This window comes from Lactobacillus kimbladii (assembly GCF_014323605.1).
Taxonomy (GTDB): domain Bacteria; phylum Bacillota; class Bacilli; order Lactobacillales; family Lactobacillaceae; genus Lactobacillus; species Lactobacillus kimbladii_B.
Genome location: NZ_SCMB01000001.1, coordinates 453,322 through 478,718, shown reverse-complemented (window position 1 = coordinate 478,718; position 25,397 = coordinate 453,322). Strand labels below are relative to the sequence as shown.

Below are 25,397 nucleotides of genomic sequence, written 5' to 3'. Positions count from 1 at the left end.
TATTCGTATTTGATGTTGACAGTAGATTAAAAGTTCGATACTCTAATATACAAAGCGGAGGTAATATATGAATCGCAAAACAGCAGTATGGTTGTTAATTCCTGCATTCTTGGGAGTATTGGTATTCACTTTTTTCCCTCTAATTCAAATTGCAATACCAACATTCCAAAGTAAAAGTGGCTTCTTTTCACTTTACGCACAATTTTTAAAGAGTTCTTTCAACTGGGCAGTTCTTGGACGTAGTTTTTTGATAGCAATTATAACAGTGATTGTTGTTTTGATCCTTGGGATACCTATCTCTATCTGGGTAGGAAGACAAAAAACAGTAGTCAGACAGGTACTGAATTTGCTAATTCTTTTTCCCATGTTAACCAATGCGGTTGTAAGAAACTTTGCATGGATTATTATTTTGGGTCATGACGGAATCGTCAATAAGATTTTACTGGCGTTGCACCTAATTAGATCACCGCTAAATATTCTTTACACTAATGCTTCTATTATTATTGGTTCAGTTTACTTATTTTTACCAATTATGATTAATTCATTAATTGGCAGCGTGGCTGAATTAAATGTGGAAGTTGAAGAAGCTGCAGCCGTTCTTGGTTCCAGTCCTTGGCGCACATTGTTTAAGGTGATCATTCCTCAATTGACTACCGGCATTTTAACTGGTTGTATTTTAGTTTTTGCTGGAACGATGACAGCTTATACTACTCCAGAAATTCTTGGTGGCAACCGCCATTTAGTAATGGCAACTATGATTTATCAGCAAGCAATGACATTAGGTAATTGGCAAAATGCCAGCGTTATCTCAATAATTTTAATTGTTATTTCTGCTCTTTCGATGTGGCTCATGAGGAAGCTTAGCCAACATTTAGATCGGAGGCCAACCAATGCTTGATCGTAAAAATAAAACTTTGACTGTGATTTCGATTATTATTTTGGCTTTAATCATGTTGCCACTAATTTTAGTCGTAATTACATCCTTTAATACGCAAAGCTCGATTTCATTACCGATTACCGGCTTTACCCTTTCTTGGTACAGCAATATTTTCCAACAGCCTGATTTTATTGCAGGTTTTGAATCAAGTTTAATTGTAGCTTTAATTGCCAGCATTTCGGCTTTAGTTATTGGCATTCCTGCTGTCTACGCCTTAACGCGTTACAACATTCATCATGCCGCTTGGTTTCAATCATTTTTTCTCAGTCCAACTTTAATTCCCGAAATTGTTATTGGCTTTGCCCTCTATCAAGCCGCAGTTATTACTATGAGAATTCCGGTATTTATTGGCTTGATTGTCGGACATTTTCTTTTGTGTTTACCGTATGTCATTCGTTTAATTACAGCCAGTATGCTGTTAATGGACAGTCACATCGAAGAAGCGGGCTGGATTTGTGGCTGCTCTCGCAAAAAAGGATTTTTCCTAATTGTTTTGCCAAATATTAAGGCCAGTATCATTGCTGCGTTTATGATGTGTTTCATCAATTCCTTCAACAATATTCCAGTTTCTTTATTCATGAGCGGCCCTTCTTTAACCATGTTGCCACCGGCAATTTTGAATTATTTACAAAATAATTATGATCCCACTGTGTCAGCAATTTCTGTGCTTTTGATGATCTTTACAGCACTCATGATGTTCTTGGTTGAAAAAGCGATTGGTATTAAAAATATTACAAAGTAGAGGAGTAGGGCAGTGGCAAATTTAGAAGTACAAAATTTAGCAAAATCATACGATGGTAAAACTAAAGTTTTAAAAGATATATCTTTTGCTGTCAATAACGGTGAGCTGGTTTCCATTCTTGGACCTTCTGGCTGTGGCAAAACGACCACACTAAGAATTATTGCTGGTTTAATTCCAGAAACTGCCGGACAGGTTTTAGTTAACGGTAAAGATATTACTAAAGTACCTGTTTACAAGAGAAATTTCGGGATGGTTTTTCAAAGCTATGCACTTTTTCCCCATATGAATGTTTTTGATAACGTTGCTTTTGGACTAAAAATGCGCAAGTTTGACAAAAATACTATCAAGAAAAAAGTGACTGAAATGTTGGCAACTACGGGCTTAAGTCAACTGGCTAAACAATTTCCAGCGCAGCTTTCTGGGGGGCAGCAACAAAGAGTTTCGTTAGCAAGAGCTCTGGTTACCAATCCTGAATTGCTATTAATGGATGAACCTTTAAGCAATCTGGATGCTAAGTTGCGGCTGAAGATGCGGGAAGAAATCCGTGACTTGCAGCAGAAATTAAAAATGACCGTACTATTTGTCACACACGATCAGCAAGAATGTTTTGCAATTTCCGACAAAGTTTTAATTATGAAACAAGGACGCATTGATCAGTTTGATACGCCACAGAATATTTTTCATCATCCTCGAACAGAATATGTTGCTCGTTTTATTGGCTATGACAATTTTATTACTGTCACTGCTGCTAATCGTCAGGATGACCATCATATCAAAGTAGGCGATACGGTTTTGACCACGGCTGAACCAAATAAAAATGCAAAAGTGCTAACCATTCGTCCGGAAAACATCCACTTGAATTTAGCGGATGTTTCTGAAAATACATTTACCGGTAAAATTATGAGTCGTGAATATTTAGGACAAAGTTTTAAGTATGCCATTCATTCAGCCGTTGGGGACTTTCAAGTTGAGGAAGCACGGCAAAAGATGCGCAGTTCAGGAGAAGAAGTAACGCTGACCCTTCCTGCTAAGCATCTTCATCCGTTATCAGAATAGTCAGTGTTTTTAGAAAGGTATGGTTATGAAATTTAAAAAAGCTTGTTTGTTAGCAGCTAGTTTTATCATTGCCGGCACAACTTTGGCAACTTCCGCTTGTTCGTCTAATGCTGGTAGCGGTAAGCTGACAGTTTCCACTTTTGGCTTAGCAACTAAGCAGATGCGCTCGGACGTGCTTAACCCGTTTGCTAAGAAAAATAATGTTAAGGTGTCTACACAGTTTGGGGACAGCTCAACTCGCCTAACGCAGATTGAGCACAATTCTAATTCACCGGTAGATGTCATTGAATTGGCCCAAAATAATGCGATTACTGGAGCTAAAAAGAAACTCTTTAAAAAATTGGATTTTTCCAAACTCAAGAATTTCAAGTATTTATCCGCTGACCAGCAAAAGCTGGCAAAAGACACAAATACTGTTCCGTACACTGTTAATAGTTTTGGCATTATTTATAATCCGAAAAAGGCCCACATTAAAAGTTGGGATGACCTGTGGTCTAAGAAATTAAAGGGCAAGATTGCAATTCCGGATATTGTAACAACTTTTGGTCCCGCAATGCTTTATGTGGCAGGGGATCATGCTAAAGTCAGTGTAACCAAGGACAATGGCAAGGCTGCCTTCAAAGCGTTAAAGCAACTAAAGCCGAATGTGGTTAAAACATATTCTCAAAGTTCAGACTTAAGTAATATGTTTAAAACGGGAGAAATTACCGCGGCGGTTGTTGGTGATTTTTCAATCAGCATGTTGCAAGCTACTAATCCTAGTTTGAAGTATCTAGTGCCAGCTTCAGGAACATATGCTAACTATGATAATATTGCAATCTTGAAAAACAGTAAGAATACTCAAGCGGCATATAAGTATATTGACTTTCGTATAAGTGAAGCTAACCAAAAGAAAGTTGCCAGTGCAAAATCGCTTAATAATGCCCCGGTTAATTCACAAGTAAAATTGACTGCTGCTGAAGCTGCCAATAAAACATATGGTGCGATCGCCCAAAGAGCAAAAACTATTGACTTTTATTACGTGAACAAGCAAATGCCTTCATGGATCAGTCAATGGAATAAAATTATGAATCAATAATTGTCAAAAAAGAACCTGCCTTCATTAATAAGGCATTTTAGATTTACGGAAAGGTCTATCATGAAAATCAAAAAAGTATGTTTAATGGCAGCAAGTTTAATTGTTGCGGGAGCAGCTATTGCTACTTCAGCTTGTTCTTCTAATGCAAACGGTGGCAAGTTGGTTGTTTCTACATTCGGCATCTTAACTAAGCAAATGAGATCAGATGTACTCAATCCTTTTGCTAAGAAAAATAACGTTAAAGTTTCCGCACAATTTACTGCAGATACAACTACGAGCTTAACCCAAATTGAGCATAATCCTAATTCTTCAGTTGACGTGATTGAAGTGGCACAAAAGAATGCTTATGCTGGTGCGAAAAAGAAGTTGTATAAAAAAGTAGATTTTTCTAAAATCAAAGATTTTAAATATTTATCCAGTAGTGAACAAAAGCTGGCTAAAGATACTGGAACTGTTCCTTACACTGTTAACAGCGTAGGTATTATTTACAATCCTAAAAAAGTTCATATTACAGAGTGGGATCAACTGTGGTCTAAAAAGCTAAAAAGCAAGATTGCGATTCCTGACATTACTAACACTTTTGGTCCTGCAATACTGTATATTGCGGGTCGCCATGCTAAAGTCAGTGTCCCAAGTGATGGCGGTAAAGCAGCTTTCAAAGCCATGAAAGAATTGAAGCCTAATGTGGTTAAAACATATGACCAAAGTTCAGATTTATCCAATATGTTCAAAACAGGTGAAATCAGTGTGGCCGTTGTTGGTGACTACGCTATTAGCATGTTGCAGGCTACTAATCCTGAACTTAAATACATTGTTCCAGCATCAGGCACATATTCTAACAGCAACGTTGTTGCTATCTTGAAGAATAGCAAGAATACAGATGCTGCCTATAAGTATATTAATTTTAGACTAAGTCAAGCTATTCAAAAGAAATGTGCTAGTGCAAAATCACTTAATAATGCCCCAGTTAACACGCAAGTTAAGTTAACACATGTTGAAGCAGCTAATAAAACTTATGGGGATGTGGCTAAACGCGCAAAGAACATGAATTTCTTCTATGTTAATAGCCACTTGCCTTCTTGGGTTAATCAATGGAATAAAATTATGAATAAGTAGATATAAAATGAAGGGTTGGAATATTTCAACTCTTTCGTTATTTATGGAGGAGAAAAATGACACAAGTTGATCTTTTGATAAAAAATGGCCATGTTTTTAATGTCTTTTTACGTAAATTTGTTGACACTCAAGTTACAGTGAAAAACGGTAAATTTTATTGGATTAATCAAGACTTACCAGGAATTAGGGCTAAAAAGACAATTAATCTTAAGGGTAAATATCTAATTCCAGGATTTGTTGATGCCCACATGCATATCGATTCATCCATGACTACTCCTGCGATTATGGGACAAACGATTCTAAAATACGGTACGACAACGATTATTGCTGACGATCATGAAGTAACAAATGTTGCTGGCATCAAGGGACTAAAAAATTTCATTGCAGAGCCGTCACCGATTGATATTTTCTTTGGCATTCCATCTTCGGTTCCATCAACGAATCCAGATATGGAAACAACAGGTGGCAAAATTGGCATGAAAGAAGTACAAGAACTGCTTAAAGATCCGCGCTTTATTTGTTTAGGCGAAGTGATGAACTTTAAGGATATGACTTCTCCGCATAAAACCTTGATCAAAGATATTATCAAAGTTTGTCGTGAGGAAAAACCTACAATGCCTCTTGAAGGTCATGTGCCAGCATATGCTGGTGAAGATCTGGCTAAAGTTATTTATGCTGGAGTTACTACTGACCATACGGAACAGACAGCTGCCTTAGTTAATGAAAAAGTTCCTAATGGCATGTTTGTCGAGGTGCAACTGAAATCAATGTTGCAGGAAGTAATTGATACGATCATTAAGAACAATTACTTTGACCAGATTGCCCTGGTAACTGATGATTCTATGCCTGATACCTTGCTTCATGGCCACTTGAACTATTTGGTGAAAAAAGCAATCAAAATGGGGATGACACCTGAAGAAGCTATTTACATAGCTACTTATACACCAGCTCGCCATATGGGATTATGGGATAGAGGTGCAATTGCTCCCGGCAGAGTAGCTGATTTTGTTATTCTCGATGATCTGCATGATTTGTCAATAGCAGCTGTTTATAAAAATGGGATAAACGCGGCAGATATCAAGGAGCAGACAGGTTACCAGTTTTTGCCAGAGTTACGTCACTCAGTTAACGCGCCTAAGTTATTACCCGATGATTTTGTGGCAAAAACAGATTTAGTTGCAAACGGAGAAGTATTGGCAAATATTATTCAACTTAATCCAGCAGGTACTTTTACCAACCATATCCAAGAAAAACTGGAAGTAAAAGATCACATAGTTCAATGGCAGAAAGCCGGCTTAGCATTGATTATGGTGCAAGATCGTTATAGCGGCGATGGACATTATAGTCTGGGCTTTGTTGACCGCGGTATTGTAAAAGACGGTGCGGTAGGAGCAACTTGGGCGCATGATCACCACAACATAATGATCATGGGCACTAATACCGCCGCAATGCTCAAGATTCAGCATCAGCTGGTTGAACAGCAGGGCGGCTATATTGCAGCAAAAGGTGACAAAATAGTTGCCAATGCAAAATTACCGATTGGCGGCGTTGCCAGTGACCAACCAATGTCTGTTTTAGGTACAGAAATAGGCAAGGTGCGCAAAACATTGCAAGAACTAGGTTATAAAAATCCTAACGAGATTATGTCATTTTCTACTTTGTCTTTGCTGGTTTCACCAACCATTAAAATTTCAGATAAGGGTCTATTTGAAGTCAAAAGTCAGAAAAAGATTCCGCTTTTTGAAGAAATTAAGTAGAAAGTGCAGAAATTAATTAAATAGTGATCAAAAAAATCTGCTAGTAAGATATTGTGAAATTTCACAATATAAACTAACAGATTTTTAGTACCTAAAAGGTAAAGCTTTTTATTTCTTTAACCATTCTTTTACTATGGCCTTATATTGAGCCAAAGTAATTGCGCCATCTTCACCTTCACTAGTTGCGTTAAAAGCATCAGCAGCACCATAAGGAGTTTACGTCATATGAGCCATGCCCATTACGCGATGTCCCTTATTTAATAAATTGGTATAGTGTCCTGCCATTCTATAACCGTTTGTTCCTAAAACGGCCTGATTATATACAGGGTCTTCCCAATTAGGAGTGAACTCATAGGGCGCTAGGCTAGGGCTTTTCTTTACGTCCCATTCCCAGGCTACTTTTTCAGTCATCCAGTTGCTAATTGGCTCAGCACCGGCAGAAAGATTTTCCAGGTTGAAATGATAGCCGTAAAAGCCCGGATGATTTAAGGAACCCTGTTTTTGATAATCTGCATCAATCATGGAAATGGCTGTAGAAGTTGGAGAAATCTTTAGCTCACCAACTCCAGCTTTAGTTCTTTCCTTGTTTGCATTAGCAAGACTTTGAAGGGGAGCTTTAATATTAACGTTGCTAGTAGCATCATCTTTGCCACCTAACTTGACATAAGTATTAAACCACGATGGTGCGCCTTTTTGCGCTTGACTATCTATTTTGCCTGTTCTAAGTAAAGTCGCTGCTTTTTGTGCCTCCTGTCTTTGGGCAGTGGTTAGTGAAGTATCATTTGCCATAAAATCCATCAAACTTGCCCCGTTTTTAGCAGGCCTATTTTTTGGTGTTTTGACTATATTGAGCGGTAAACCATCGTAGTAGTGGATGTATTTATTTTTACCGATACGATAATATTTATTTATAACCTTTAATCTTTTTAACAGAAGTATAATAAAGAGTTTTGCTCTTTTTATATACTTTTTTGGTTTTCTTGCCCTTATGATCATAGACATATGTTTTGCTGTACACAAATATTTGATGTTTAGCAGCAGATACTGGTTGTGGACTACTAAATGAACCAGTACCTAGTAATACTAAAATACTGGCAATCATTGCAATAAGACTTTTTTCTTCATTGCTTCTCCCTTCATAAAATAATAAAACCTATTTGCCAAAAAATTATTAAATTAATATAATTTAATTTTCGAATTAACGATCTTTTTATTATTATGCATTACCTTTTTCAAAAAGGATTTCTTGGCGCCACAGTTGACATACAGGTCTACCTGAGGAAGGTGGGTACTATTGGAAAGATTGCCTTTGCGTGAAGCCTTTTGAGTAAACCACCGATATTTAGCATAATGTGGGTTATTGAAGTGCATGTCATTTTTAAAACGATATTTTCTCCCTGGCTTAAGGTGAGAAAGATTAAAGCGAAATCGCATTAAATAAACACGACCATGTACAAACTTTTTGTGGTCGATGTTATTTATGTAAATACCATCTTCTTTAGCAGAAAGTCCCGTCGCCTTTTTATTAACAACATATATGCTTGGAGTAAAGAGCGTTGGCTTCCCCGTGTTAACTTTTAGATGACGAGTGAAAAAAGTAACATTTCCTACCCAATTACCATAAGCCTTTTTAGTAGAATTAACGTTATAATATTTTTTATCAAAAGCTGCTTTAATTGTTATAGCAGATGCACTAACGCTTTTAGGTGAAAATAGAATAAGGCCAGCCAATAGCACAAAAATAGTAGCAATAAATTTAACAACTGATTTTTTCTTCATTATTTATTCCCTTTAAAAACAAAATAAAAATATCCGGATAAATTTATAAGTCATCGCCGCCAATAATAAAGTCGTAATTTGGATATTTGTGATCTTTTAACTTTTTTGCAAGTTTAGCTGTCTGATACCAGTGACTATCTACATACCAATAAACATTCTGATATTCTGCATAACCTAAAACTTTATTACCATCTAATTTAGCAACATTATACCAATCAAGCGTACCTTCGTCAGGGTAACCCCAAATGCCAACTCCAGTCCAAGTATAGCCTTTTTGAGTCATTTTATTTGATAAATAAACCCAAGATCTTGTTTTTTTACTTGGTTTAGGCATAACCTTAGGTTTAGCTTTTAACAATTTAGGATACTGGTGAGCATTTTCGTAATAAATTTGTTTTGTTTTAGTGAAAGTCATCTTATCGATTTTCTTTGTCTTGGAATTGTATGAGTACCATGTCCCACGCCAGCTTTTAGGAAAAACAGCCTGGGTTTGCATAGCTTGCACATTACTTGGCGTATTAATAAAATTGCCAATCGTGCCGACACCTATCAAGGCAGCTACCAACATAATCACTTTTTTAAATTTCATTTTTTATTACCTCTATACAAAATTCAACTTTACTACAAACAAATTATACGCTTTCTGTACTTCGTGTAACACTTTAAAGCGGATAAAAAAACATAAATAAAGAAATACAAGCCACATAATTGAAAATATATAAGCTCTGCTTTCAGATTTAGGCAAGTCAAAACAGCCTTTGATAAAGATACAAAACCTTTTATATTTTGAACACAAAAATTCCCAGCACTGACTACCTAACAGAACTGGGATAACATTATTTTAACGAAAAATACAAACTGCTACCCATACTTAAAAATTTAGGGAGAAGAAAACAACCTACTTATTTGTCACCATTCATGATTGTGTTTTTGACAATTACATAATCAACTAATTTAATTGAACTAAGATCCTTGCCACCGGCATAGGAAATTGAAGATTGCAGATCTTCCTGCATTTCTCTTAAAGTATCGGCAATGTGACCACGGTAGGGAACGAGCATTTGTTTACCTTCAACATTGCGATAAGCCCCTTTTTGCACTTCAGAAGCTGACCCCCAATATTGTTTGTAGTTTTTACCGTTAATTTTGATGACATTACCCGGGGACTCTTCATGTCCTGCAAGCATTGAGCCAATCATAACCATGGTAGCGCCAAACCGAATTGACTTCGCTATATCGCCGTTATAACGGATACCGCCATCAGCAATCAAGGGTTTACTGGCTACTTTACTGCACATTCTTAAAGCGGCTAGTTGCCAGCCACCAGTGCCAAAACCAGTTTTGAGTTTGGTAATGCAAGCGCGGCCAGGACCAACACCAACTTTTGTGGCGTCTGCTCCTGCACCTTCTAATTCACGTACGGCTTCAGGAGTTGCAATGTTACCAGCCGTTAAGAAAGTATCCGGCAATTTTTCTTTGATGTACTTAATCATGTCAATTACGTAAATTGAATGTCCATGTGCGACATCAATCGTAATATATTCAGGTTTGACGTTTTCAGCAACCAGCTGATCGATAAAATCATATTCGCCTTTTTTAATACCAACAGATATAGAAGCAAATAGACCTTTTTCATGCATCATCTTGATAAAAGCGAAACGCTTTTCAGGTTGAAAGCGGTGCATGACATAATAGTAGCCGTTTTGGGCCAGCCAAACCGCCAAGTCATCGTTAATTACGCTTTCCATGTTGGCAGGTACGACTGGTATTTTAAATGTTCGGTTTCCGAACTTAACACTGGTATCTGCATCATGACGGCTCTTAATGATCCCTTTATTCGGAACAAGCTGGATATCATCATAATCAAATGCTTCCATACTGAAATAATTGCTCATAAGTAAATCGGCTCCTTATTAACTATCTTTACAAACGAAATCACTATAATCAAAAAAGCTTTTTTTGTCAATATAAAAATCGAACTATTAAAAATAAACTTGCTATAATAATTCGCATTTAAATTTGACTAAAGAATGGTAAATTGCTAGACTATTTACGTGATATTTGTAGAAATTTAATGAGGTGAATAAAAATGACAGCAGTTGCAGTCGTTGGTAGCCAATGGGGCGACGAAGGAAAGGGCAAAATTACTGATTTTTTAAGTAATGACGCTGCCTATACTGTTCGTTCCAATGGTGGTAATAATGCTGGCCATACTATTGAAATAAATGGTCAAGATTTTAAGATGCGTTTAATTCCTTCAGGTATTTTTGCGTCAAAAGAAGGGGCTGTAATCGGTAATGGCGTAGTTATTAATCCCGAGGTTTTATTTAGCGAATTAGAGAATCTGGCTGAAAAGGGAATCGATACCAGTAAATTAAAGATCTCTAACCGGGCTCATATCATCATGCCTTACCATATCAAGCAAGATGAATACCAAGAAGAAGCAAAAGGCGATCAAAAAATCGGTACTACTAAAAATGGTATCGGACCGGCTTATATGGACAAAGCTTCCAGAATTGGTATTCGTGTTTGTGATCTTCTTGAAAAAGATACTTTTGCAGCTAAATTACGCGCTAATTTAGAGCAAAAAAACGAAGTATTTTCCAAAATTTACGGCAAACCAGCACTTGAATTTGATGACATATTTGACAAATATTATGAATATGGTCAAAAAATGAAGAAATATGTCACTGACACTTCAGTGCTAGTTAACGATGCTCTGGATAATGATAAAAAAGTACTGTTTGAAGGGGCGCAAGGAATTATGCTTGATATAGATGAAGGAACATATCCATTTGTTACTTCGTCAAATACAATTTCAGGTGGAATTGCCAGCGGTATCGGTGTTGGTGCTAATCGGGTAAAAAGTGTCATCGGTGTATGCAAAGCTTATACCACCCGTGTTGGTGCTGGTCCTTTTCCTACTGAATTACTAGATGAAACTGGTGACCGTATTCGCGAAACTGCTCATGAATATGGCACAGTTACCGGTCGTCCTCGGCGCGTGGGCTGGTTTGATTCAGTTGCTTTACGTCACGCCAAACGCGTTTCTGGCATCAATGGTTTAAGTCTTAACCTGCTTGATATTTTTAGCGGCTTTGACTCTATTAAAATTGCAACTGCTTATGAACTTGATGGTCAAAAAATTGATTACTATCCGGCAAGTCTAAAAGAATTGGACCGCTGTCAACCTGTTTATGAAGAATTACCTGCTTGGAAAGAGGACATTACAGGCGCTAAGACTTGGTCTGATTTGCCAGAAAATGCACAGAAGTTTTTAAACCGCGTTTCAGAACTTGTAGGCATACCTTTAGTTACTGTTTCGGTAGGTCCTGATCGTGAACAAACAATCGTGTTACAGAATCCGTGGGAAATGTAATTTATGCTAGAACGTTATACTCGCCCTGAAATGGGTAAAATATGGTCTGATGAAAATAAATATGAAGCATGGCTAAAAGTAGAAATTGCTGCTACCAATGCCTGGAGTGAATTAGGCGAAGTCCCAAAAGAAGATGCTGCTAAAATTGCTCAAAATGCCAGCTTCACGCCAGAGCGGGTGGCAGAATTAGAGCAGGTAACTCATCATGACGTGGTTGCTTTTACACGAACAGTTTCTGAAAGCCTTGGACCTGAGAAAAAGTGGGTACACTTTGGGCTGACTTCGACGGATGTTGTTGATACGGCACAAGGATATATCTTAAAACAGGCAGATGCGATTATTCTTCAAGATCTACATGAATTAAAAAAGACAATTGCTGAAAAAGCACGTAAATATAAAAATACGGTGGAAATGGGGCGCACGCATGGTGTGCAAGCTGAACCCACTACTTTTGGCTTGAAACTAGCTCGCTGGTATGCGGAAATTAAGCGTGATATTGAACGCTTTGAACATGCAGCAAAAGGAGTAGAATCAGGAAAAATTTCCGGTGCCGTTGGGACTTTTGCTAACGTACCGCCAGCTGTTGAAACCAGTGTCTTAAAGCAGCTAGGCTTAACTCAGCAGCCAATTACCAGTCAAGTATTGCCACGCGATTTGCATGCTGAATATATTGCTACTTTGGCGCTAATAGCCACAAGTATTGAAAATTGGGCAACCGAAATTAGAAGTTTGCAACGCTCTGAAATCCACGAAGTAGAAGAACACTTCCGTGCAGGGCAAAAAGGTTCTTCAGCAATGCCTCACAAACGTAATCCTATTGGCTCAGAAAATCTTTGTGGTATGGCACGGGTTATACGGGGCCATATTATAACTGCTTATGAAAATGTATCACTTTGGCATGAACGCGATATTTCCCATTCTAGTGCTGAACGTGTAATTTTACCTGATACTACAATTGGTATTGATTATATGCTCAATCGTTTTAATCGCATTTTGACCAATCTTGATGTTTTTCCAGAAACCATGCTTAAGAACATGGATAAAACTTATGGCTTGATTTATTCTCAGCGCTTGCTTTTAAAATTAATTGATGAGGCTGGTCTTTCTCGTGAAGATGCTTATGATATGGTTCAGAAGTTAACCACGAGATCTTGGAACGAAGGAATTTCCTTTAGAAAATTAGTTGAAAGCAGTCAAATTATGAATTATCTTTCTGAAGACGATGTCGCTGATGCTTTTGATTATCATTACCATTTGCGGCATGTAGATGAGATTTTTAAAAAAGTTGGTTTAGAATAAATAATTTAGTAAAGCAGTCTGGAAAAATTATTGTTCTTAGACTAACCAAAAATGCATTGGGCTTCATTACTCAATGCATTTTTGGTTTTCTGATATTGTTTACTGATTTTAATAGATTAGAGATCAATCATCAATAATTAGTCGCATACTAGTGATGAGGCAACCGTTGCTTAATTTGTAATTGGCTTTCTTTTTTAAATTAACGGCCACCTTTTGGTTATATCAAAAAAAGCAATTTTGCAAGCATGAAAACTTGTAAAATTGCTGGTTACCACATAAATTTCTTAAGATTATTCAAATCAGTTACCGTTAAGTTACCAATACCTTTTAGTCTTGTTTTATCAATTCTTAGCTGATAACGTTTATTACAGTCTATCCATGATTCCTTGTTAAGGCCAGACTTTTGCCAATCGGTAATTTTAGCATACTTTGCGCGAATGTGTTTTGATTTATTCTGATATTTACTGGTAATTTTAAATACATAATAAAATTCATTATCCTGCTCAATATATAAAACTGGCCGACTTTTTCCGTTTGGTACATCTTCGTATTCAAGGTATGTTATAAAAATATCGCCCAAATTCATTAACTGGTCTCCTTAATCTGCGAAAAAGTCAGCTATTTCTTCGGAGGTTTCGACCTTTTGTGCAGGAATTTTACGACTAGCTGCAATAATTTCATCTTTTAGATGGTCATAGTCGTCAACTGAAAATGCTACGGGTAGTTTACCTTTGTCAGCAATCTGTGTAAGCATCATTGAAATCACATCATTAGGTTTAAGACCAATTTTTCTGATAACTAGCTCTGCAGTATCCGCTATTTGCTTGTCTATATTAACAGAGTATCTTTTAGTAACAATCTTAGTTGCCATAATTTACCTCCCGAAATTATTTTATTACACAAATAATATCATAAAAGTACCAAAAATAGCATATTTTAGGTACTTTTTGTAAATTTTAGCCTAAAATTGTCTTAAATAAAACCATATTTTAGCAGTATTTCGTACTAAAGCGAATTACGGCTTTTTAAGTGCTCTTGAATTTTTTGTTTCTTCTGAATCAAAAAAATATGCCACTTGGTTTCTTATAATTGCCACTTAGTTAAAAGTGCTAGATTTTACATTAAAATAAGCGTTTAATTAAATCATCAAGTGATGAAGGGCAGGTGAGAAGCGTGAAAATAAAAATAGAACTGGATCCGGATCTGGATAATGATGAAACTAGTGTAACTATCCGTGCTAAAGCTGTGACACCAGAAGTTGAACAAATTTACCGTCAACTTCAAGGTATCAGTCAACATCCTGATCAAATAGAAGGTAAAAAAGATAATGTGTCCTATTACTTGAGCATGAATGAGATTTTATTTTTTGAAACAGAAGATAAACAGGTAATTGCACATACTGCTAGGGATGCCTTTACCGTGGACTATAAACTCTATGAACTAGAAAAATTGCTAAATAATCAGTTCATGCGGGTATCTAAGTCAACAATTTTAAATTTAAATCAAATTTATGCCTTAACACGTTCGATTTCTAACTGTAAGATTAATTTTCGCGATTCTTATAAAACTGTCTATGTTTCACGTCACTACTATCACAATTTGAATGATAGGTTAAACGAGAGAAGGTCATCATAATGAAAAAATTTAAACTTAGAGAAGTATTTTGGGGCATTGCTCTAGTAGCAGCTGCCGTATTCTTAGTCCTTAATCAGCTGCATCTGCTTTCATTTCATTTAAAAGTCAGCATGATTATTTGGACGATAATATTCGGAGCAGCACTGATCGAAAGCGTGGCTAATAAAAGTTTGTTTGGTACAACTTTTTCCATTGCCTTTTTATTAATTGTTTACGCTGAACCCTTGCATATTACCAAAATTGTACCGTGGACGGTCTTAGTGGCGGCGTTATTAATTTATTTAGGCTTAACGCTGATTTTTAAGAGAAGCTGGTTTCCCAGGATAGTCTATTTTAACCAGAAAAAAGACGGCAAATGGAAGAACTTTAGCAATAATCGCTCAAGAATTGATAATAACGTATTCAGTAGCGGTACTGGAAAAGTTGATGGAGAAGATATAGTAATCAATCAGCGCTTATCATCAGTTTCGCGCTACGTTCATTCACAAAATTTACGCAGTATAACAATTAATTCTTCTTTGGGTGAAGTTGAAGTCTACCTTGATCAGGCTAAAGCTGCAGGCGATGTAGTGACCGTTGACATTAGTGGCACTATGGGTGAGATTGAAATTTACGTTCCAACTTCATGGAAAGTCAACAGTGATAACTTAAACCTAGCTCTGGGAGAATTAGATATTAATGACGAATCTACCGGTGACGGTCCTACATTGATGCTAACTGGGCATTTCAGCATGGGTGATGTGGAAGTTAATTATATTTAACTTGGGGAAAATAAAATGGTTAATTTAAAACAATTACATGATTATGTCAAAGAAAATTATGAAGCCGGAAACTATAAAGATGCTGAAAAAGCATATAAAAAATGGCATGATACCAATGATTATACCTATCATGCAGCAAAAACTGCTGTGAAAAAGAGTTCTCTCAGTGATTATCAAATGGGTTATGAACAAGCCAAAAAGGACTATGCAGAGAGTCATTCTTTCAAGGCTTTTCCTAAAAAAGGTGTTAACTTAGTTAATCGTGTTACCCAGAATAAAGCAATTGAAATAGAACGCTACATTGACGGCTACAATGATGCCAAGGCCAAAATTTTACGGGCGAAAAAATAGTCCATAAAGGAGATTATTAATTATGTATGGCTCATTATTAGCCAATGTAAGTCCAGATAGAAAAATTAAGGAAGCTGTAGAACAATTTCCTCAACATACACAAGCCTATTATCTGGAAAATAAGCCAGTCGGATTAATGACATGTTGGCAAAATGCTTTTCACCCTTATTCCTTAAATTTTGCGGGCTATCTTGCACCTAGATTAACCAGCGGTGAACAAATGCAGGTTTATGAGCAAATATTGACAGATTTAACGGCAAAAGCCCAAAAGAATCACCAAAACGCATTAATTACTTATGATTATGCACCGCAATTACTCTTTAATGCCATTGGTCAAAAAAATGGTTTTAAGTTAATCAGAACTACTGTAGAACCCCAGATGCCCTTGAAAAGGGCACTGAAAAATATTCTAATTGCGACAGATTTACAGATGGTCACTCTACACGAAATAAAAAAAGATTCTGTAATGATGAATAGGCTAGCACAAGTGAGTTTCTCCGATTATCAGAAAAATCATTTAGCAAATCCGGTTGCAAAGATACCTCTTAGTGAGTGGAGCAAAACCATTTTCACTGATCAACTTGAACACGCCCCCTTAGCACTAATTGCTGCTGGACAAATTAAGGCTTATTGCTTTTCTTTTGAGGATACCCCTCAAGAATTGACTTTAGGATGGATGGGTGCTGTTAAGCCTAATTTATTAGACCAATTGCAACAGCAATTGCTAAATTGGGCACAAGCAAAATATCAAACTTTAAGTGGTGAATTTGACTCTACAGACCCATTAGCAACGCGGACTTACAGAAAGTATGCGTTTAATCTGTGTCCAGTTTATGAAACGTATTTAAAGGAATTAAATTAGAAATTTAAAAAGGCATCTTTATTCAAATAATGGCGTCTTTTTACTTGTCTATAATTGGTAGCGGTAAAAATAATAGGGGATATTCCAACTTTGCGAATCAGCTGCAACTAAATCATCATTCATTAAGTATTTAGGCAATAATGCAATTGCCTGGCCTTTTTTGACCAGCTCTAAAATCATTTCCAGTGAATCAATTTCAGTGACACTGTTTTTATTCTGCGTTAATTTGAGAGTCAAGTTACGAAACGGACAATTTATGTCTGCGTTTATGGCAACCGGTACATTTTTACTTTCCTGCTTTTTGCCTTTTAAAAAACAGGCTTGTAAATGACTTTTCTTGATTAACGAATATTGGGGTAAAGTGATCGGAGTAAAGGCCCAGACCATGTCATAGGGATGCTTAGTTAATAATTCTTGGATTTCATTAGTACTTTTAATGATGATTTCATATTGATCAAGTGCAAGTTGTGCCTTTCGGGTAATAATATAACCAAAAAGCAATTCGGAGATTAAAACTTTTGGTTTGTTACTAGTTAAATCGTCTTTTAAATTTTGATAATTTTGTAGCGCCTTAGTGGCAAAATAATACATTTTTTGCCCATTTTTAGTTGGTCTGACCCCTAAATTAGAACGCACAAAAAGTGGCGTTTTCAGTTCTCGCTCCATTGTTTTGAGCCTGGCCGTAATATTGGATTGAGTGTAGCCTAGTTTTAATGCCGCTTTATTCAGTGATCTAGTTTCATAAATTGTTTGGTAAATATATAAATCGTTAAAATTCATAATACTCCATATCATTAAAAGTGATAACCCTATTACAATCTCGGATTATGCAAGGTGATTTAGTTTTAATATACTAATTTTGTAATCTAAAGGGGGAACTTATTATGACTACAAAAATTGGTATTAATGGCTTTGGTCGCATCGGTCGACTCGCTTTACGGCGAATTTATGAAGTGGCCAGTGACGACATCGAAATTGTCGCAATCAACGACTTAACCTCACCAGGTATGTTAGCACATTTATTAAAATATGATACTGCGCATGGTCAATTTAATCATGAAGTAACTGCTACAACTAATAGTATTGTAATTGATGGTAAAAATATTCCGGTTTATGCGGAAAAAGATGCCAGTCAAATTCCGTGGGTTAAAAACGACGGGGTTAAAATAGTACTTGAATGCACTGGATTTTATACTTCAACTGCAAAATCCCAAGCTCACCTTGATGCCGGTGTTAAAAGAGTATTAATTTCTGCTCCTGCAGGCAATATGAAAACTATTGTCTATAGCGTAAATGATGATCAACTAACTGACTCTGATCAAATTATTTCCGCAGGCTCATGTACCACTAATTGTTTAGCACCATTAGCACAGGCAATGAACGATGAATTTGGCATTCAGGTGGGAATCATGTCTACCACGCATGCCTATACTGCTTCACAAATGTTGCAGGATGGCCCTGATCGTGGTGGCAACGTCCGTAATGCTCGTGCCGCTGTCGCTAATGTTATTCCGCATTCAACTGGAGCAGCTAAAGCTATTGGACTAGTTATACCTGAACTGGATGGCAAACTTACGGGTATTGCTCAACGAGTCCCTGTTATTTCTGGTTCTATTACTGAACTAGCTGCCGTTTTAAGAGAAAAAGTTACGGCTGAAGAATTTAACGCTAGAATTAAAAAGCATACCGAAGGCAATGCTTCTTTTGGCTATAATGACGACCAAATTGTCTCATCAGATATTATTGGCACTGAATTTGGTTCGGTCTTTGATCCAACTCTTACCCAAGTTGAAACTGGAGATAATGGGGTACAACTAGTCAAAGGTTACGCCTGGTATGATAATGAGTCCGGCTTTGTAGCCCAAATGATTAGAACACTGCAAAAGATTGCCCAGTTAGGTTAATTATCAATATAACTCATATTTTTACAATTAAAGACTGTTTATCATCAATAAAAAAATGGTTCTGCCAAGTGCAGAATCATTTTTTGTGCTTTTAAAATGTGCTAGTCATTTTTCATCCATGGTGCTGTAAGCATTTGACTAACGGTTTGCTTAATATCATTGCTTTGGGCAATCAAAGAAATTACTGCAGCCCCAGCTGCCTTACTTTTAGCAATTGCTTCTAAGTCGCTAGCAGTAATTCCACCAATAGCAACAATTGGCCGGGTTGTGCTTTTGACCAGTTGGCTTAAGCCAGCAATACCAATTTCGGGGTCGGCATCACTTTTAGATTGGGTGGCATAAATTGGACCGCTGCCATAATAATCAATTCCGCTAATTTTATTGGCTTGTTCAACTTGCGTTAAATTCGAGCAAGAATAGCCGATAATCATTTGAGTGCCAACTTCTTTAATGACCTGTCTGATTTCTTCATCGCTTTGCCCAACATGAACGCCTTCGGCATGAACTTGTTGTGCAAGCTGAACATCATCGTCAATGAAGAAGGGCACGTGATACGCATAACACAATTGGTGCAGCTTTTGCGCCATAGGGAGTCTTTCAGCTTCACTTAAAGTTGAATTAGGACCTTTGTCCCGAAATTGAAAAGCAGTAATACCTGCAGCAAGTGCTTCTTCGACTATGCCCGGTAATGTTTTACCTTCTGGAACGTCTTGACTGCCACAAATAAAGTAAGCATGTAAAAAATCAGTGTTAAAGTCTTTCATTATTTCTCCTAAATTACTGAGCCCAATGATTTAAGGGGCCGTGACCATGACCAACTTGAATAGTTTCTTTAATAGTTTTGGTAACGTACTTTTTAGCAATTTTAATTGCCACAGGTAAACTTTGACCTAAAGCCAGCTGAGCCGTAATTGCTGCAGCTAACGTGTCACCGGTGCCATGGGTGCGCTCGGTATGTATCCTGGAACTGCTGACCCAAAGATCAGAACCATCAGCAAATAAAGCATAATCTTTTACTTCTGCGCTACTTGCATGACCGCCTTTAATTAGCACATTTTTAACTCCCATATCTTGTAATTTATGAGCTAATTTTGGATATTGGCCTTGATCTTGTACCTTGATGCCAGTTAAAGTCTCCGCTTCTGGCAAGTTGGGTGTTATTAGATCGGCTAAAGGCAGCAATTCGTTTTTAACGGTGGCAACAGCATCTTGACTTAATAATGGTGCGCCCCCCTTAGCAATCATCACTGGATCTATGGTAATAGGACCAAAGTCATACTTTTGCAAATTAAGTGCAACTTGGTGAACGTGATCTGCATCGCCCAACATTCCTGTTTTACAAGCACGGATGTGGAAATCTTCTGCCAAAGAGGCGAATTGGGCATCGATCATTTCTAAAGGCAGTAAAAAAGATTTCTGGACCCCCAAAGTGTTTTGTGCTGTCACTGCTACTACAACAGCTGTACCAAATACTTTTTGCATTTGAAAAGTTTTTAAATCAGCCATGATTCCGGCACCTCCACCTGAATCTGTGCCGGCAATAGTTAAAACCTGGGGAAAAGAATTAATTTTTTCAGTCATCATAAAGTTCCTTAATCAAAATCAGCAATTTGTTCAATATCTGCAACTTTTACTTTATACAGATAATCCATGAGATACATGCCAAAAGTAGCGGGCCCGACATTGGGATGATCTTTAACTACTAATTGACCAGCGCAACTGAAAACTAAAGCACCTATTTGAGCTGCTTCAAAAGGATCGTCAGCAACAGCTGTAAAAGCTGTGACAATACTGGTTAACATATCTCCTGAGCCGACATGAGTTTTAAAAAGGGGTGAGCCGTTATGGATATGGGCTATTCTTTTACCGTCGCTTATTGTGTCTATAGGCCCGCTCGCAATGACTGTGCAACGATATTTTTGAGCAGTTTTTGCAGTAATTTCATCAATATCACCAGAACCGGAGCCTGCATCAATCCCCTTTGAGCTCCAATCAAAGCCACCTAAGGCAGCTATCTCACCAATATTGCCCCGAATACTACTGGTATGAAAATCCCATAAAAGTTTATCTGTGATTTTATAACGGTACTCCACGGCGCCAACGGCAACGGGATCAAATACTATGGGTTTATTATATTGGCGCGCTAAATCTTCCACTTTTTTAATGTGGTTAATTTGCTGCTTGGTTAAACAACCAATATTAACTGCCACAGCGGAAGCCATCCGCACAATTTCTTCAGCTTCAGCGATTTCATTGCTCATAATTGGTGAAGCACCAATAGCATTAACAGCATTGGCCACGTCTTGAACTGTTACAAAATTAGCAATATTGAAAATAACAGGGTTTTCTGCTCGTAATTTGTCTAATAATTTTAACTGCATTTTATTACTCCTAATTTAATATCCTTAAAATTTGTGACTAATAAAAAAACTTTGGCATGCGGAAATGCCAAAGCTTCAGCAGTTTTGACACGTTCCTACGCAAGTATTAACTTACAGGTTCAAAGGGTCTGAAATATTTTCATCTCAGCCAAAAAGGCACCCCTCGTGTTATCGCTTACAATTATAACGGAATTTATTACTGATTACAATAGTAGGTTGATAAAGTTGCTATCTATTATAAACTATAAATGCTGGTACTTTGACTGTTATTAAAAGATTGTGCATAACAGTCAAAAACAGTATAGTGGTTAGAGTTTATCTTTAGTAAAATGTAATCAATAATAATTAACAGTCATTTTACAATATTATTTAACTCGAAGGAGAATATTCATGAATTTTACGGATCGACTGCACGAAGCTGGGAAGGCATTGTGGCATAAAAGTATGGTGCATCCCTTTATAAAGGAGTTACAAAGTGGCGAACTCCCAATTGCAACTTTTAAATTTTATCTGTTGCAGGATCGCTATTATTTAAGAGAATTCAGCAAGTTGCATAAATTAATTGCGGCAAAAACGGATAATCAGGAAGTAAAGGAATTTTTACTGGCAGGGGCACAAGACTTGAAAGATGTCGAAATATCAGTGCGAGGCCATTTTTTTGAAGAATTAAACATAACTGCGTCTGAAATTGCTGAAACTCCGGTGGCGCCAGCAGCTTATAACTACGTTAACCATATGCATATGACATTAAATCGATCTGGTGTTAAACCAGCGGTTGCAGCACTTTTACCATGTTACTGGCTCTATCAGGAAATTGGCCAAAAAATGGCAGAAAAGGGCTCACCGGTTTCTTATTACCAAGAGTGGATTGATACTTATGATGGCGAGTGGTATGGTGCCAACGTAACAAAAATGCTGCATTTAACCAACTCTTTGGCTGAAAGTGCGACTAATGAAGAACTTGAGCAAATGCAAACTGCGTTTGTGCGCAGCAGCTATTATGAATTGCAGTTTTGGCAGATGGCTTATGAAAAGCAAGATTGGAAGTAACTTCTGTAAAAACCGCTTTTATTTTATTCTTACTTGTCTTTAGTCAATTTCATAATAAAATTTTGATATTGGACAATGTAATTATTGTTCAAAGTCCCAGGAAAGTGTGCAACTTGGGGAAAGCAAGATATATTTATTTTATAATAATGTAGATTTACCTAGTACTGTTAATGGTGATTTAGGAATTTCTAAAATGTGGGTTACTAGTGGCAGCATATATTATGCACTAAAAGCAACTGATCTTAAACCTGTATTTCTAGTCTATAATTGGTCTGGAGAGCTAACAATGCACTACTATGCTAGTGGAAGCAAAAAAGCAAGAACCGTCAGTTATAGTGCTCGCGGTATAGGCCGATGCCAAACTTAGCCGCAATATTCTTATTCTTGCATTCGTAGATGACATGGCTATGCCACTTTAAGCGGCAAAATTGATGGCTTCATAGGAGATATAATGTTTCCGAGCACCGCCTTTTAAATGAGAATAATAAAAATGAATGATGAACAATTTTTTAAATTAAGAAAGATACTAGATTTTTTTAAAAAGCAAGCTCCGACAGCTATTATTGAAGAGAATGTAAATAGCGTTGAAAATCATAAGGCAGAATCTGCTGATGAGTATAATAGAGCAAAAAGTTATCTTGGCGAAAATAATAATTCGTTTAAATCTTTTCATGTAAGTGTGGATTCCGCAAAAGATTTCTTGTGTTTATTGAATTTGCTGGTTGCAATACATGCAAATTTTAATATACGTTCAAAGCCTTTTATAATAGAAGGAGAAGAAAACAGCAAGGCGCTAAAAAGAGAGAACGACTATTATAACAACTGGATGGAGTGTTTTTCAAACTATGAATTTATGATAGTTGATTTTGATGAAACTGCTTTAGACCAGGATCAATATTACGGTTAATTTCATTAATTTATAGAAAAGGCAGCTTACCAAGTTTAAGCTGCCTTTTTAGTTCAGTCATTTCGCATTGTTAAAATCATTATATTAAAAGCTAATATGCTATTATTCATCAATTTTTTTAATATAAATTAATTTTGCTTTTCTTAATATGCCACGATCTTTAAATAGAAAGCCATAATATCTATTATTAATTTTTCCGACATAATAAAGCGTATCATAAGATCCTTGATTATCAGTAGTTATTTTAACAGAAGCAATTTTTTTATTATGTAAGCATTTATATGTGTCTAAGTTATATGAATATTTTCTTTCGCCAGCACTAAGATATACGGTTTTTTCTAAAGAATTAATTCTATAATAATGTATAAAGCCCATTCCCATGCCTATAAAGAGAAATGTTAAAATAAATACAGTTATAGTTTTTTTCATTTTTGCTTCCTTGTTTAATACGATAATATGCCTGAGATGAATAATACATCGGCAGAGCCTTTTGAGCTTGTCGCAACATATAAAAAATATAGCAACAATTGACAACACAGTGGTTATGGAGGTCAAAGGCAACGATGTAACTCTCATTAAAATATATATGGGAGATAAAGTACACTTTTGCGAACATATTAGAATTTATATGATTATAGAGGAAATAATTGTTCACTAGACTATGTTCAATAAGTCTAAAGAAATTCTTTGATTTCTGATTTCAAATTATTAGCTAATTGTTGCGCCTCAATTTTTTCTAGTAAACTTACTTGTTCCAAAGCTTTAGTTTTATCTTTTTGACAAACCGCAATTCTTGCCCTTATTACAAGCAATTTATCATATTGACCAAGCTTTTTAATTAGCGGCTTTAGCTTAAGCATATTATCAGCTGCCAGCTTAAATTTATGATCCAGCATTTCTATCATGGCCTGATTAATTAAAGTATTAATTTTCAAAGCTTTTTTAAAAGGGTAATCTCTGTCAATTACCATAATGATTTTAGCAATAATTTCATTTGCAGTTTCATAATCAAAAGCAAATAAAATTGTATTTAGAACATAAATATCAGTGATTGTAAGAATTTTAGTTTTAGCCAGATAATCAAACCAGATTGGTTGCACCATCTTTTTAGCTTTGTCTAACCCTTTAGGTTTATTGGCTAATAATAAAGCTTCTAAAATTGTTTTAATTCTTCCGATGTCCCCGTCATTTTCTACCAAAAAGCAATCTTGCAACAATGCTTCTATATCAGCGATACTATTATCGGCAGTATCTGTACTTATTTCAAGTTCAAAAAAACGGTGTAATAGTCGTCGCTTAAAGCTTAAAGTATAATTATTACTAATATATTCAAATTCATCTGGTGTAAGACTTAGTCGTTTAATCAGTTCGATTTCATTCTCATAAGAAACAGCTAATTCACTATGTTCTATCTTATAAAGTTCACTGCGGTCAAAAAGATCATTTGCTAACTCTTGTTGTGTTATTCTGCGGGATATTCTCAATTTTCTAATAGTTATACCAAATCTACTCATACCGGCCAATTACCTTAATTAGTTTTATTAAAAAATTATTCTGTTTTTAATATTTATTCTATAAATATTAAACAATATTTTTTCCTTATTGTGCAGGCTTTGCACACATTTTCATAAAAATCAATGTTATTATGAAAGTAGGAATAAAATTAAAAATAGAGTTCTAAATTTAACATAATTTCTAATATATATATTAATTCTTTATAGAAAGAATTTATAATGTTTATTACATTTTCAGTTATGCGGTTTTTAAATAAAAGCTTGCACTTTTAGCAAAATGCCTCGGCTATAGTACAAAACAGGGCACAAACCTGGGCAACTAATTTATCTAACTTTAATGCCAGCTATAGAAAATCAGGAATTTATCAAGATATAAATTAGGCTGCACAAGACTCCGAAGGAGTTTTGCACGATTAAAATTCTAAAAACATTACAGACTATCAAATAGTTTGTATGTTAAGGGGGCTCAAAAATGGCTACTTCACCAGTTATACAATTCATACTTCATGTAGGTCAGCTTTCATTAATTATCCTTGTGATAGCAGGTATATTTTATGTAAGTAGACACAAAAAAGAAGTCTATAGTAGACCACGACTATATCCTAAAAATGTTGAAATATTTTTATCTTGTATTCCTTTTTTGGTTCCATGGGGCGCATTATTCATGTACTTCATATTTCCAATTAAAGCTAATGTTTCAGTATATATTCAAAAAGTAGTTGATGTGTGGCCATTAATTATAATATGCGCCGTTTGGACATTGATATTACTTATTGCCATACATTATGACTTAAAGATGCGTAAAAAATATGGTGGAGATCTATAAATTTAACAATTAAATTTTAAGTCAAAGAGATTGGTTAAAATGTTTTAGCCCCGCCATTTTATT

General features: G+C 36.1%; 30 protein-coding genes and 1 riboswitch. Of the genes, 17 read left to right on the top strand and 13 right to left on the bottom strand.

What is annotated here, in order from left to right; translation table 11 throughout:
- The first annotated feature begins 67 nt into the window (after nucleotides 1–67).
- The 6 genes from ERK18_RS02365 to ERK18_RS02340 are packed head-to-tail and all read left to right on the top strand — an operon-like array spanning nucleotide 68 to nucleotide 6,686.
- Nucleotides 68–898, top strand: a complete 831-nt coding sequence (locus ERK18_RS02365; RefSeq protein ID WP_046332790.1) for an ABC transporter permease — start codon at nucleotides 68–70, stop codon at nucleotides 896–898.
- Complete coding sequence (locus ERK18_RS02360; RefSeq protein WP_045928780.1) at nucleotides 891–1,679, top strand: ABC transporter permease; 789 nt, start codon at nucleotides 891–893, stop codon at nucleotides 1,677–1,679. Before ERK18_RS02365 ends, ERK18_RS02360 begins: the two co-directional genes overlap by 8 nt.
- A gap of 12 nt (nucleotides 1,680–1,691) precedes the next feature.
- Nucleotides 1,692–2,735, top strand: coding sequence for an ABC transporter ATP-binding protein (locus ERK18_RS02355; RefSeq protein ID WP_187154119.1), 1,044 nt, complete (start codon nucleotides 1,692–1,694; stop codon nucleotides 2,733–2,735).
- 25 nt (nucleotides 2,736–2,760) lie between these two features.
- Nucleotides 2,761–3,813 (top strand): ABC transporter substrate-binding protein, encoded by a 1,053-nt coding sequence (locus ERK18_RS02350; RefSeq protein ID WP_187154118.1) that lies wholly within the window; start codon nucleotides 2,761–2,763, stop codon nucleotides 3,811–3,813.
- Between the two features lie 60 nt (nucleotides 3,814–3,873).
- Entirely contained in the window at nucleotides 3,874–4,929 is a 1,056-nt protein-coding gene (locus tag ERK18_RS02345; protein ID WP_187154117.1) for an ABC transporter substrate-binding protein, read from the top strand.
- 56 nt (nucleotides 4,930–4,985) lie between these two features.
- Nucleotides 4,986–6,686 (top strand): adenine deaminase C-terminal domain-containing protein, encoded by a 1,701-nt coding sequence (locus tag ERK18_RS02340; RefSeq protein WP_187154116.1) that lies wholly within the window; start codon nucleotides 4,986–4,988, stop codon nucleotides 6,684–6,686.
- Nucleotides 6,687–6,902: 216 nt separating this feature from the next.
- Here ERK18_RS02340 and ERK18_RS02335 read toward each other — a convergent pair whose 3' ends face one another.
- From ERK18_RS02335 to ERK18_RS02315, 5 genes are all read right to left on the bottom strand, one after another.
- Entirely contained in the window at nucleotides 6,903–7,484 is a 582-nt protein-coding gene (locus ERK18_RS02335) for a CAP domain-containing protein (RefSeq protein ID WP_261982406.1), read from the bottom strand.
- Between the two features lie 106 nt (nucleotides 7,485–7,590).
- Entirely contained in the window at nucleotides 7,591–7,788 is a 198-nt protein-coding gene (locus tag ERK18_RS02330; RefSeq protein WP_187154115.1) for a hypothetical protein, read from the bottom strand.
- A gap of 74 nt (nucleotides 7,789–7,862) precedes the next feature.
- Nucleotides 7,863–8,465: a hypothetical protein gene (locus tag ERK18_RS02325; protein ID WP_187154114.1), complete on the bottom strand. Its 603-nt coding sequence runs from the start codon at nucleotides 8,463–8,465 to the stop codon at nucleotides 7,863–7,865.
- Nucleotides 8,466–8,508: 43 nt separating this feature from the next.
- The gene (locus ERK18_RS02320; protein ID WP_187154113.1) at nucleotides 8,509–9,054 is read right to left on the bottom strand and encodes a hypothetical protein; all 546 of its coding nucleotides are present in this window, start codon (nucleotides 9,052–9,054) and stop codon (nucleotides 8,509–8,511) included.
- Nucleotides 9,055–9,367: 313 nt separating this feature from the next.
- Nucleotides 9,368–10,360: a GMP reductase gene (locus tag ERK18_RS02315; protein WP_187154112.1), complete on the bottom strand. Its 993-nt coding sequence runs from the start codon at nucleotides 10,358–10,360 to the stop codon at nucleotides 9,368–9,370.
- Between the two features lie 194 nt (nucleotides 10,361–10,554).
- Between ERK18_RS02315 and ERK18_RS02310 the strand changes: the two genes are divergently transcribed.
- Nucleotides 10,555–11,844, top strand: a complete 1,290-nt coding sequence (locus ERK18_RS02310) for an adenylosuccinate synthase (protein ID WP_187154111.1) — start codon at nucleotides 10,555–10,557, stop codon at nucleotides 11,842–11,844.
- Nucleotides 11,845–11,847: 3 nt separating this feature from the next.
- Nucleotides 11,848–13,143, top strand: a complete 1,296-nt coding sequence (gene purB / locus ERK18_RS02305; protein ID WP_187154110.1) for an adenylosuccinate lyase — start codon at nucleotides 11,848–11,850, stop codon at nucleotides 13,141–13,143.
- A gap of 268 nt (nucleotides 13,144–13,411) precedes the next feature.
- Here the strand turns inward: purB and ERK18_RS02300 are convergent, their stop codons facing one another.
- Together ERK18_RS02300 and ERK18_RS02295 are read right to left on the bottom strand one after the other, a co-directional pair.
- A complete protein-coding gene (locus ERK18_RS02300) occupies nucleotides 13,412–13,729 on the bottom strand; it encodes a type II toxin-antitoxin system PemK/MazF family toxin (RefSeq protein ID WP_187154109.1) in 318 nt (105 codons plus the stop codon).
- Between the two features lie 12 nt (nucleotides 13,730–13,741).
- Nucleotides 13,742–14,014 carry a type II toxin-antitoxin system RelB/DinJ family antitoxin gene (locus ERK18_RS02295; RefSeq protein ID WP_038524621.1) on the bottom strand — a complete coding sequence of 91 codons (273 nt, stop codon included), beginning with the start codon at nucleotides 14,012–14,014 and terminating at the stop codon, nucleotides 13,742–13,744.
- 302 nt (nucleotides 14,015–14,316) lie between these two features.
- On the opposite strand from ERK18_RS02295, the gene ERK18_RS02290 reads away from it, so the two are divergent.
- The 4 genes from ERK18_RS02290 to ERK18_RS02275 are packed head-to-tail and all read left to right on the top strand — an operon-like array spanning nucleotide 14,317 to nucleotide 16,752.
- A complete protein-coding gene (locus ERK18_RS02290) occupies nucleotides 14,317–14,778 on the top strand; it encodes a LytTR family DNA-binding domain-containing protein (RefSeq protein ID WP_122053069.1) in 462 nt (153 codons plus the stop codon).
- A complete protein-coding gene (locus ERK18_RS02285; protein ID WP_109586872.1) occupies nucleotides 14,778–15,539 on the top strand; it encodes a LiaF transmembrane domain-containing protein in 762 nt (253 codons plus the stop codon). Before ERK18_RS02290 ends, ERK18_RS02285 begins: the two co-directional genes overlap by 1 nt.
- A 15-nt stretch (nucleotides 15,540–15,554) precedes the next feature.
- The gene (locus ERK18_RS02280) at nucleotides 15,555–15,890 is read left to right on the top strand and encodes a hypothetical protein (protein WP_187154108.1); all 336 of its coding nucleotides are present in this window, start codon (nucleotides 15,555–15,557) and stop codon (nucleotides 15,888–15,890) included.
- 22 nt (nucleotides 15,891–15,912) lie between these two features.
- Nucleotides 15,913–16,752, top strand: a complete 840-nt coding sequence (locus tag ERK18_RS02275; protein ID WP_122053067.1) for a hypothetical protein — start codon at nucleotides 15,913–15,915, stop codon at nucleotides 16,750–16,752.
- 48 nt (nucleotides 16,753–16,800) lie between these two features.
- Here ERK18_RS02275 and ERK18_RS02270 read toward each other — a convergent pair whose 3' ends face one another.
- On the bottom strand, nucleotides 16,801–17,532 hold the full coding sequence (locus ERK18_RS02270) for a LysR family transcriptional regulator (RefSeq protein WP_187154107.1): 732 nt from the start codon (nucleotides 17,530–17,532) through the stop codon (nucleotides 16,801–16,803).
- A 104-nt stretch (nucleotides 17,533–17,636) separates the two neighbouring features.
- On the opposite strand from ERK18_RS02270, the gene gap reads away from it, so the two are divergent.
- Entirely contained in the window at nucleotides 17,637–18,656 is a 1,020-nt protein-coding gene (gene gap, locus ERK18_RS02265) for a type I glyceraldehyde-3-phosphate dehydrogenase (RefSeq protein WP_187154106.1), read from the top strand.
- Between the two features lie 101 nt (nucleotides 18,657–18,757).
- On the opposite strand, the gene thiE is transcribed toward gap, so the two are convergent.
- The 3 genes from thiE to thiM are packed head-to-tail and all read right to left on the bottom strand — an operon-like array spanning nucleotide 18,758 to nucleotide 21,037.
- A complete protein-coding gene (thiE, locus tag ERK18_RS02260) occupies nucleotides 18,758–19,423 on the bottom strand; it encodes a thiamine phosphate synthase (protein WP_390885850.1) in 666 nt (221 codons plus the stop codon).
- A gap of 10 nt (nucleotides 19,424–19,433) precedes the next feature.
- Complete coding sequence (thiD, locus tag ERK18_RS02255) at nucleotides 19,434–20,237, bottom strand: bifunctional hydroxymethylpyrimidine kinase/phosphomethylpyrimidine kinase (protein ID WP_187154104.1); 804 nt, start codon at nucleotides 20,235–20,237, stop codon at nucleotides 19,434–19,436.
- Nucleotides 20,238–20,248: 11 nt separating this feature from the next.
- Nucleotides 20,249–21,037: a hydroxyethylthiazole kinase gene (gene thiM, locus ERK18_RS02250; RefSeq protein WP_187154103.1), complete on the bottom strand. Its 789-nt coding sequence runs from the start codon at nucleotides 21,035–21,037 to the stop codon at nucleotides 20,249–20,251.
- Between the two features lie 75 nt (nucleotides 21,038–21,112).
- A riboswitch (TPP riboswitch) is annotated at nucleotides 21,113–21,211 on the bottom strand.
- Nucleotides 21,212–21,427: 216 nt separating this feature from the next.
- On the opposite strand from thiM, the gene tenA reads away from it, so the two are divergent.
- The 3 genes from tenA to ERK18_RS02235 all read left to right on the top strand — a co-directional run bounded on the left by tenA (nucleotide 21,428) and on the right by ERK18_RS02235 (nucleotide 22,994).
- Nucleotides 21,428–22,087: a thiaminase II gene (gene tenA / locus ERK18_RS02245; RefSeq protein ID WP_187154102.1), complete on the top strand. Its 660-nt coding sequence runs from the start codon at nucleotides 21,428–21,430 to the stop codon at nucleotides 22,085–22,087.
- A 106-nt stretch (nucleotides 22,088–22,193) separates the two neighbouring features.
- On the top strand, nucleotides 22,194–22,454 hold the full coding sequence (locus ERK18_RS02240; protein WP_187154101.1) for a hypothetical protein: 261 nt from the start codon (nucleotides 22,194–22,196) through the stop codon (nucleotides 22,452–22,454).
- A gap of 123 nt (nucleotides 22,455–22,577) precedes the next feature.
- On the top strand, nucleotides 22,578–22,994 hold the full coding sequence (locus tag ERK18_RS02235) for a hypothetical protein (RefSeq protein ID WP_187154100.1): 417 nt from the start codon (nucleotides 22,578–22,580) through the stop codon (nucleotides 22,992–22,994).
- 102 nt (nucleotides 22,995–23,096) lie between these two features.
- On the opposite strand, the gene ERK18_RS02230 is transcribed toward ERK18_RS02235, so the two are convergent.
- Both ERK18_RS02230 and ERK18_RS02225 read right to left on the bottom strand, forming a co-directional pair.
- A complete protein-coding gene (locus tag ERK18_RS02230) occupies nucleotides 23,097–23,423 on the bottom strand; it encodes a hypothetical protein (protein WP_187154099.1) in 327 nt (108 codons plus the stop codon).
- 245 nt (nucleotides 23,424–23,668) lie between these two features.
- Complete coding sequence (locus ERK18_RS02225; protein WP_187154098.1) at nucleotides 23,669–24,508, bottom strand: helix-turn-helix domain-containing protein; 840 nt, start codon at nucleotides 24,506–24,508, stop codon at nucleotides 23,669–23,671.
- A gap of 472 nt (nucleotides 24,509–24,980) precedes the next feature.
- On the opposite strand from ERK18_RS02225, the gene ERK18_RS02220 reads away from it, so the two are divergent.
- The gene (locus ERK18_RS02220; RefSeq protein ID WP_187154097.1) at nucleotides 24,981–25,334 is read left to right on the top strand and encodes a hypothetical protein; all 354 of its coding nucleotides are present in this window, start codon (nucleotides 24,981–24,983) and stop codon (nucleotides 25,332–25,334) included.
- The last annotated feature ends 63 nt before the right edge of the window (nucleotides 25,335–25,397 follow it).

Excerpts from the sequence above, each read along its gene's own strand:
- ERK18_RS02230 (WP_187154099.1), bottom strand. The coding sequence starts at position 23,423 with ATGAAAAAAACTATAACTGTATTTATTTTAACATTTCTCTTTATAGGC.
- ERK18_RS02275 (WP_122053067.1), top strand. The coding sequence starts at position 15,913 with ATGTATGGCTCATTATTAGCCAATGTAAGTCCAGATAGAAAAATTAAG.
- gap (WP_187154106.1), top strand. The coding sequence starts at position 17,637 with ATGACTACAAAAATTGGTATTAATGGCTTTGGTCGCATCGGTCGACTC.
- ERK18_RS02280 (WP_187154108.1), top strand. The coding sequence starts at position 15,555 with ATGGTTAATTTAAAACAATTACATGATTATGTCAAAGAAAATTATGAA.
- ERK18_RS02350 (WP_187154118.1), top strand. The coding sequence starts at position 2,761 with ATGAAATTTAAAAAAGCTTGTTTGTTAGCAGCTAGTTTTATCATTGCC.
- ERK18_RS02360 (WP_045928780.1), top strand. The coding sequence starts at position 891 with ATGCTTGATCGTAAAAATAAAACTTTGACTGTGATTTCGATTATTATT.
- ERK18_RS02225 (WP_187154098.1), bottom strand. The coding sequence starts at position 24,508 with ATGAGTAGATTTGGTATAACTATTAGAAAATTGAGAATATCCCGCAGA.
- purB (WP_187154110.1), top strand. The coding sequence starts at position 11,848 with ATGCTAGAACGTTATACTCGCCCTGAAATGGGTAAAATATGGTCTGAT.
- tenA (WP_187154102.1), top strand. The coding sequence starts at position 21,428 with ATGAATTTTACGGATCGACTGCACGAAGCTGGGAAGGCATTGTGGCAT.
- ERK18_RS02365 (WP_046332790.1), top strand. The coding sequence starts at position 68 with ATGAATCGCAAAACAGCAGTATGGTTGTTAATTCCTGCATTCTTGGGA.
- ERK18_RS02300 (WP_187154109.1), bottom strand. The coding sequence starts at position 13,729 with ATGAATTTGGGCGATATTTTTATAACATACCTTGAATACGAAGATGTA.
- ERK18_RS02315 (WP_187154112.1), bottom strand. The coding sequence starts at position 10,360 with ATGAGCAATTATTTCAGTATGGAAGCATTTGATTATGATGATATCCAG.
- thiD (WP_187154104.1), bottom strand. The coding sequence starts at position 20,237 with ATGACTGAAAAAATTAATTCTTTTCCCCAGGTTTTAACTATTGCCGGC.
- ERK18_RS02220 (WP_187154097.1), top strand. The coding sequence starts at position 24,981 with ATGGCTACTTCACCAGTTATACAATTCATACTTCATGTAGGTCAGCTT.
- ERK18_RS02345 (WP_187154117.1), top strand. The coding sequence starts at position 3,874 with ATGAAAATCAAAAAAGTATGTTTAATGGCAGCAAGTTTAATTGTTGCG.
- ERK18_RS02310 (WP_187154111.1), top strand. The coding sequence starts at position 10,555 with ATGACAGCAGTTGCAGTCGTTGGTAGCCAATGGGGCGACGAAGGAAAG.
- ERK18_RS02325 (WP_187154114.1), bottom strand. The coding sequence starts at position 8,465 with ATGAAGAAAAAATCAGTTGTTAAATTTATTGCTACTATTTTTGTGCTA.
- ERK18_RS02270 (WP_187154107.1), bottom strand. The coding sequence starts at position 17,532 with ATGAATTTTAACGATTTATATATTTACCAAACAATTTATGAAACTAGA.
- ERK18_RS02340 (WP_187154116.1), top strand. The coding sequence starts at position 4,986 with ATGACACAAGTTGATCTTTTGATAAAAAATGGCCATGTTTTTAATGTC.
- thiM (WP_187154103.1), bottom strand. The coding sequence starts at position 21,037 with ATGCAGTTAAAATTATTAGACAAATTACGAGCAGAAAACCCTGTTATT.
- ERK18_RS02295 (WP_038524621.1), bottom strand. The coding sequence starts at position 14,014 with ATGGCAACTAAGATTGTTACTAAAAGATACTCTGTTAATATAGACAAG.
- ERK18_RS02235 (WP_187154100.1), top strand. The coding sequence starts at position 22,578 with ATGAATGATGAACAATTTTTTAAATTAAGAAAGATACTAGATTTTTTT.
- ERK18_RS02330 (WP_187154115.1), bottom strand. The coding sequence starts at position 7,788 with ATGATTGCCAGTATTTTAGTATTACTAGGTACTGGTTCATTTAGTAGT.
- ERK18_RS02335 (WP_261982406.1), bottom strand. The coding sequence starts at position 7,484 with ATGGATTTTATGGCAAATGATACTTCACTAACCACTGCCCAAAGACAG.
- ERK18_RS02320 (WP_187154113.1), bottom strand. The coding sequence starts at position 9,054 with ATGAAATTTAAAAAAGTGATTATGTTGGTAGCTGCCTTGATAGGTGTC.
- ERK18_RS02285 (WP_109586872.1), top strand. The coding sequence starts at position 14,778 with ATGAAAAAATTTAAACTTAGAGAAGTATTTTGGGGCATTGCTCTAGTA.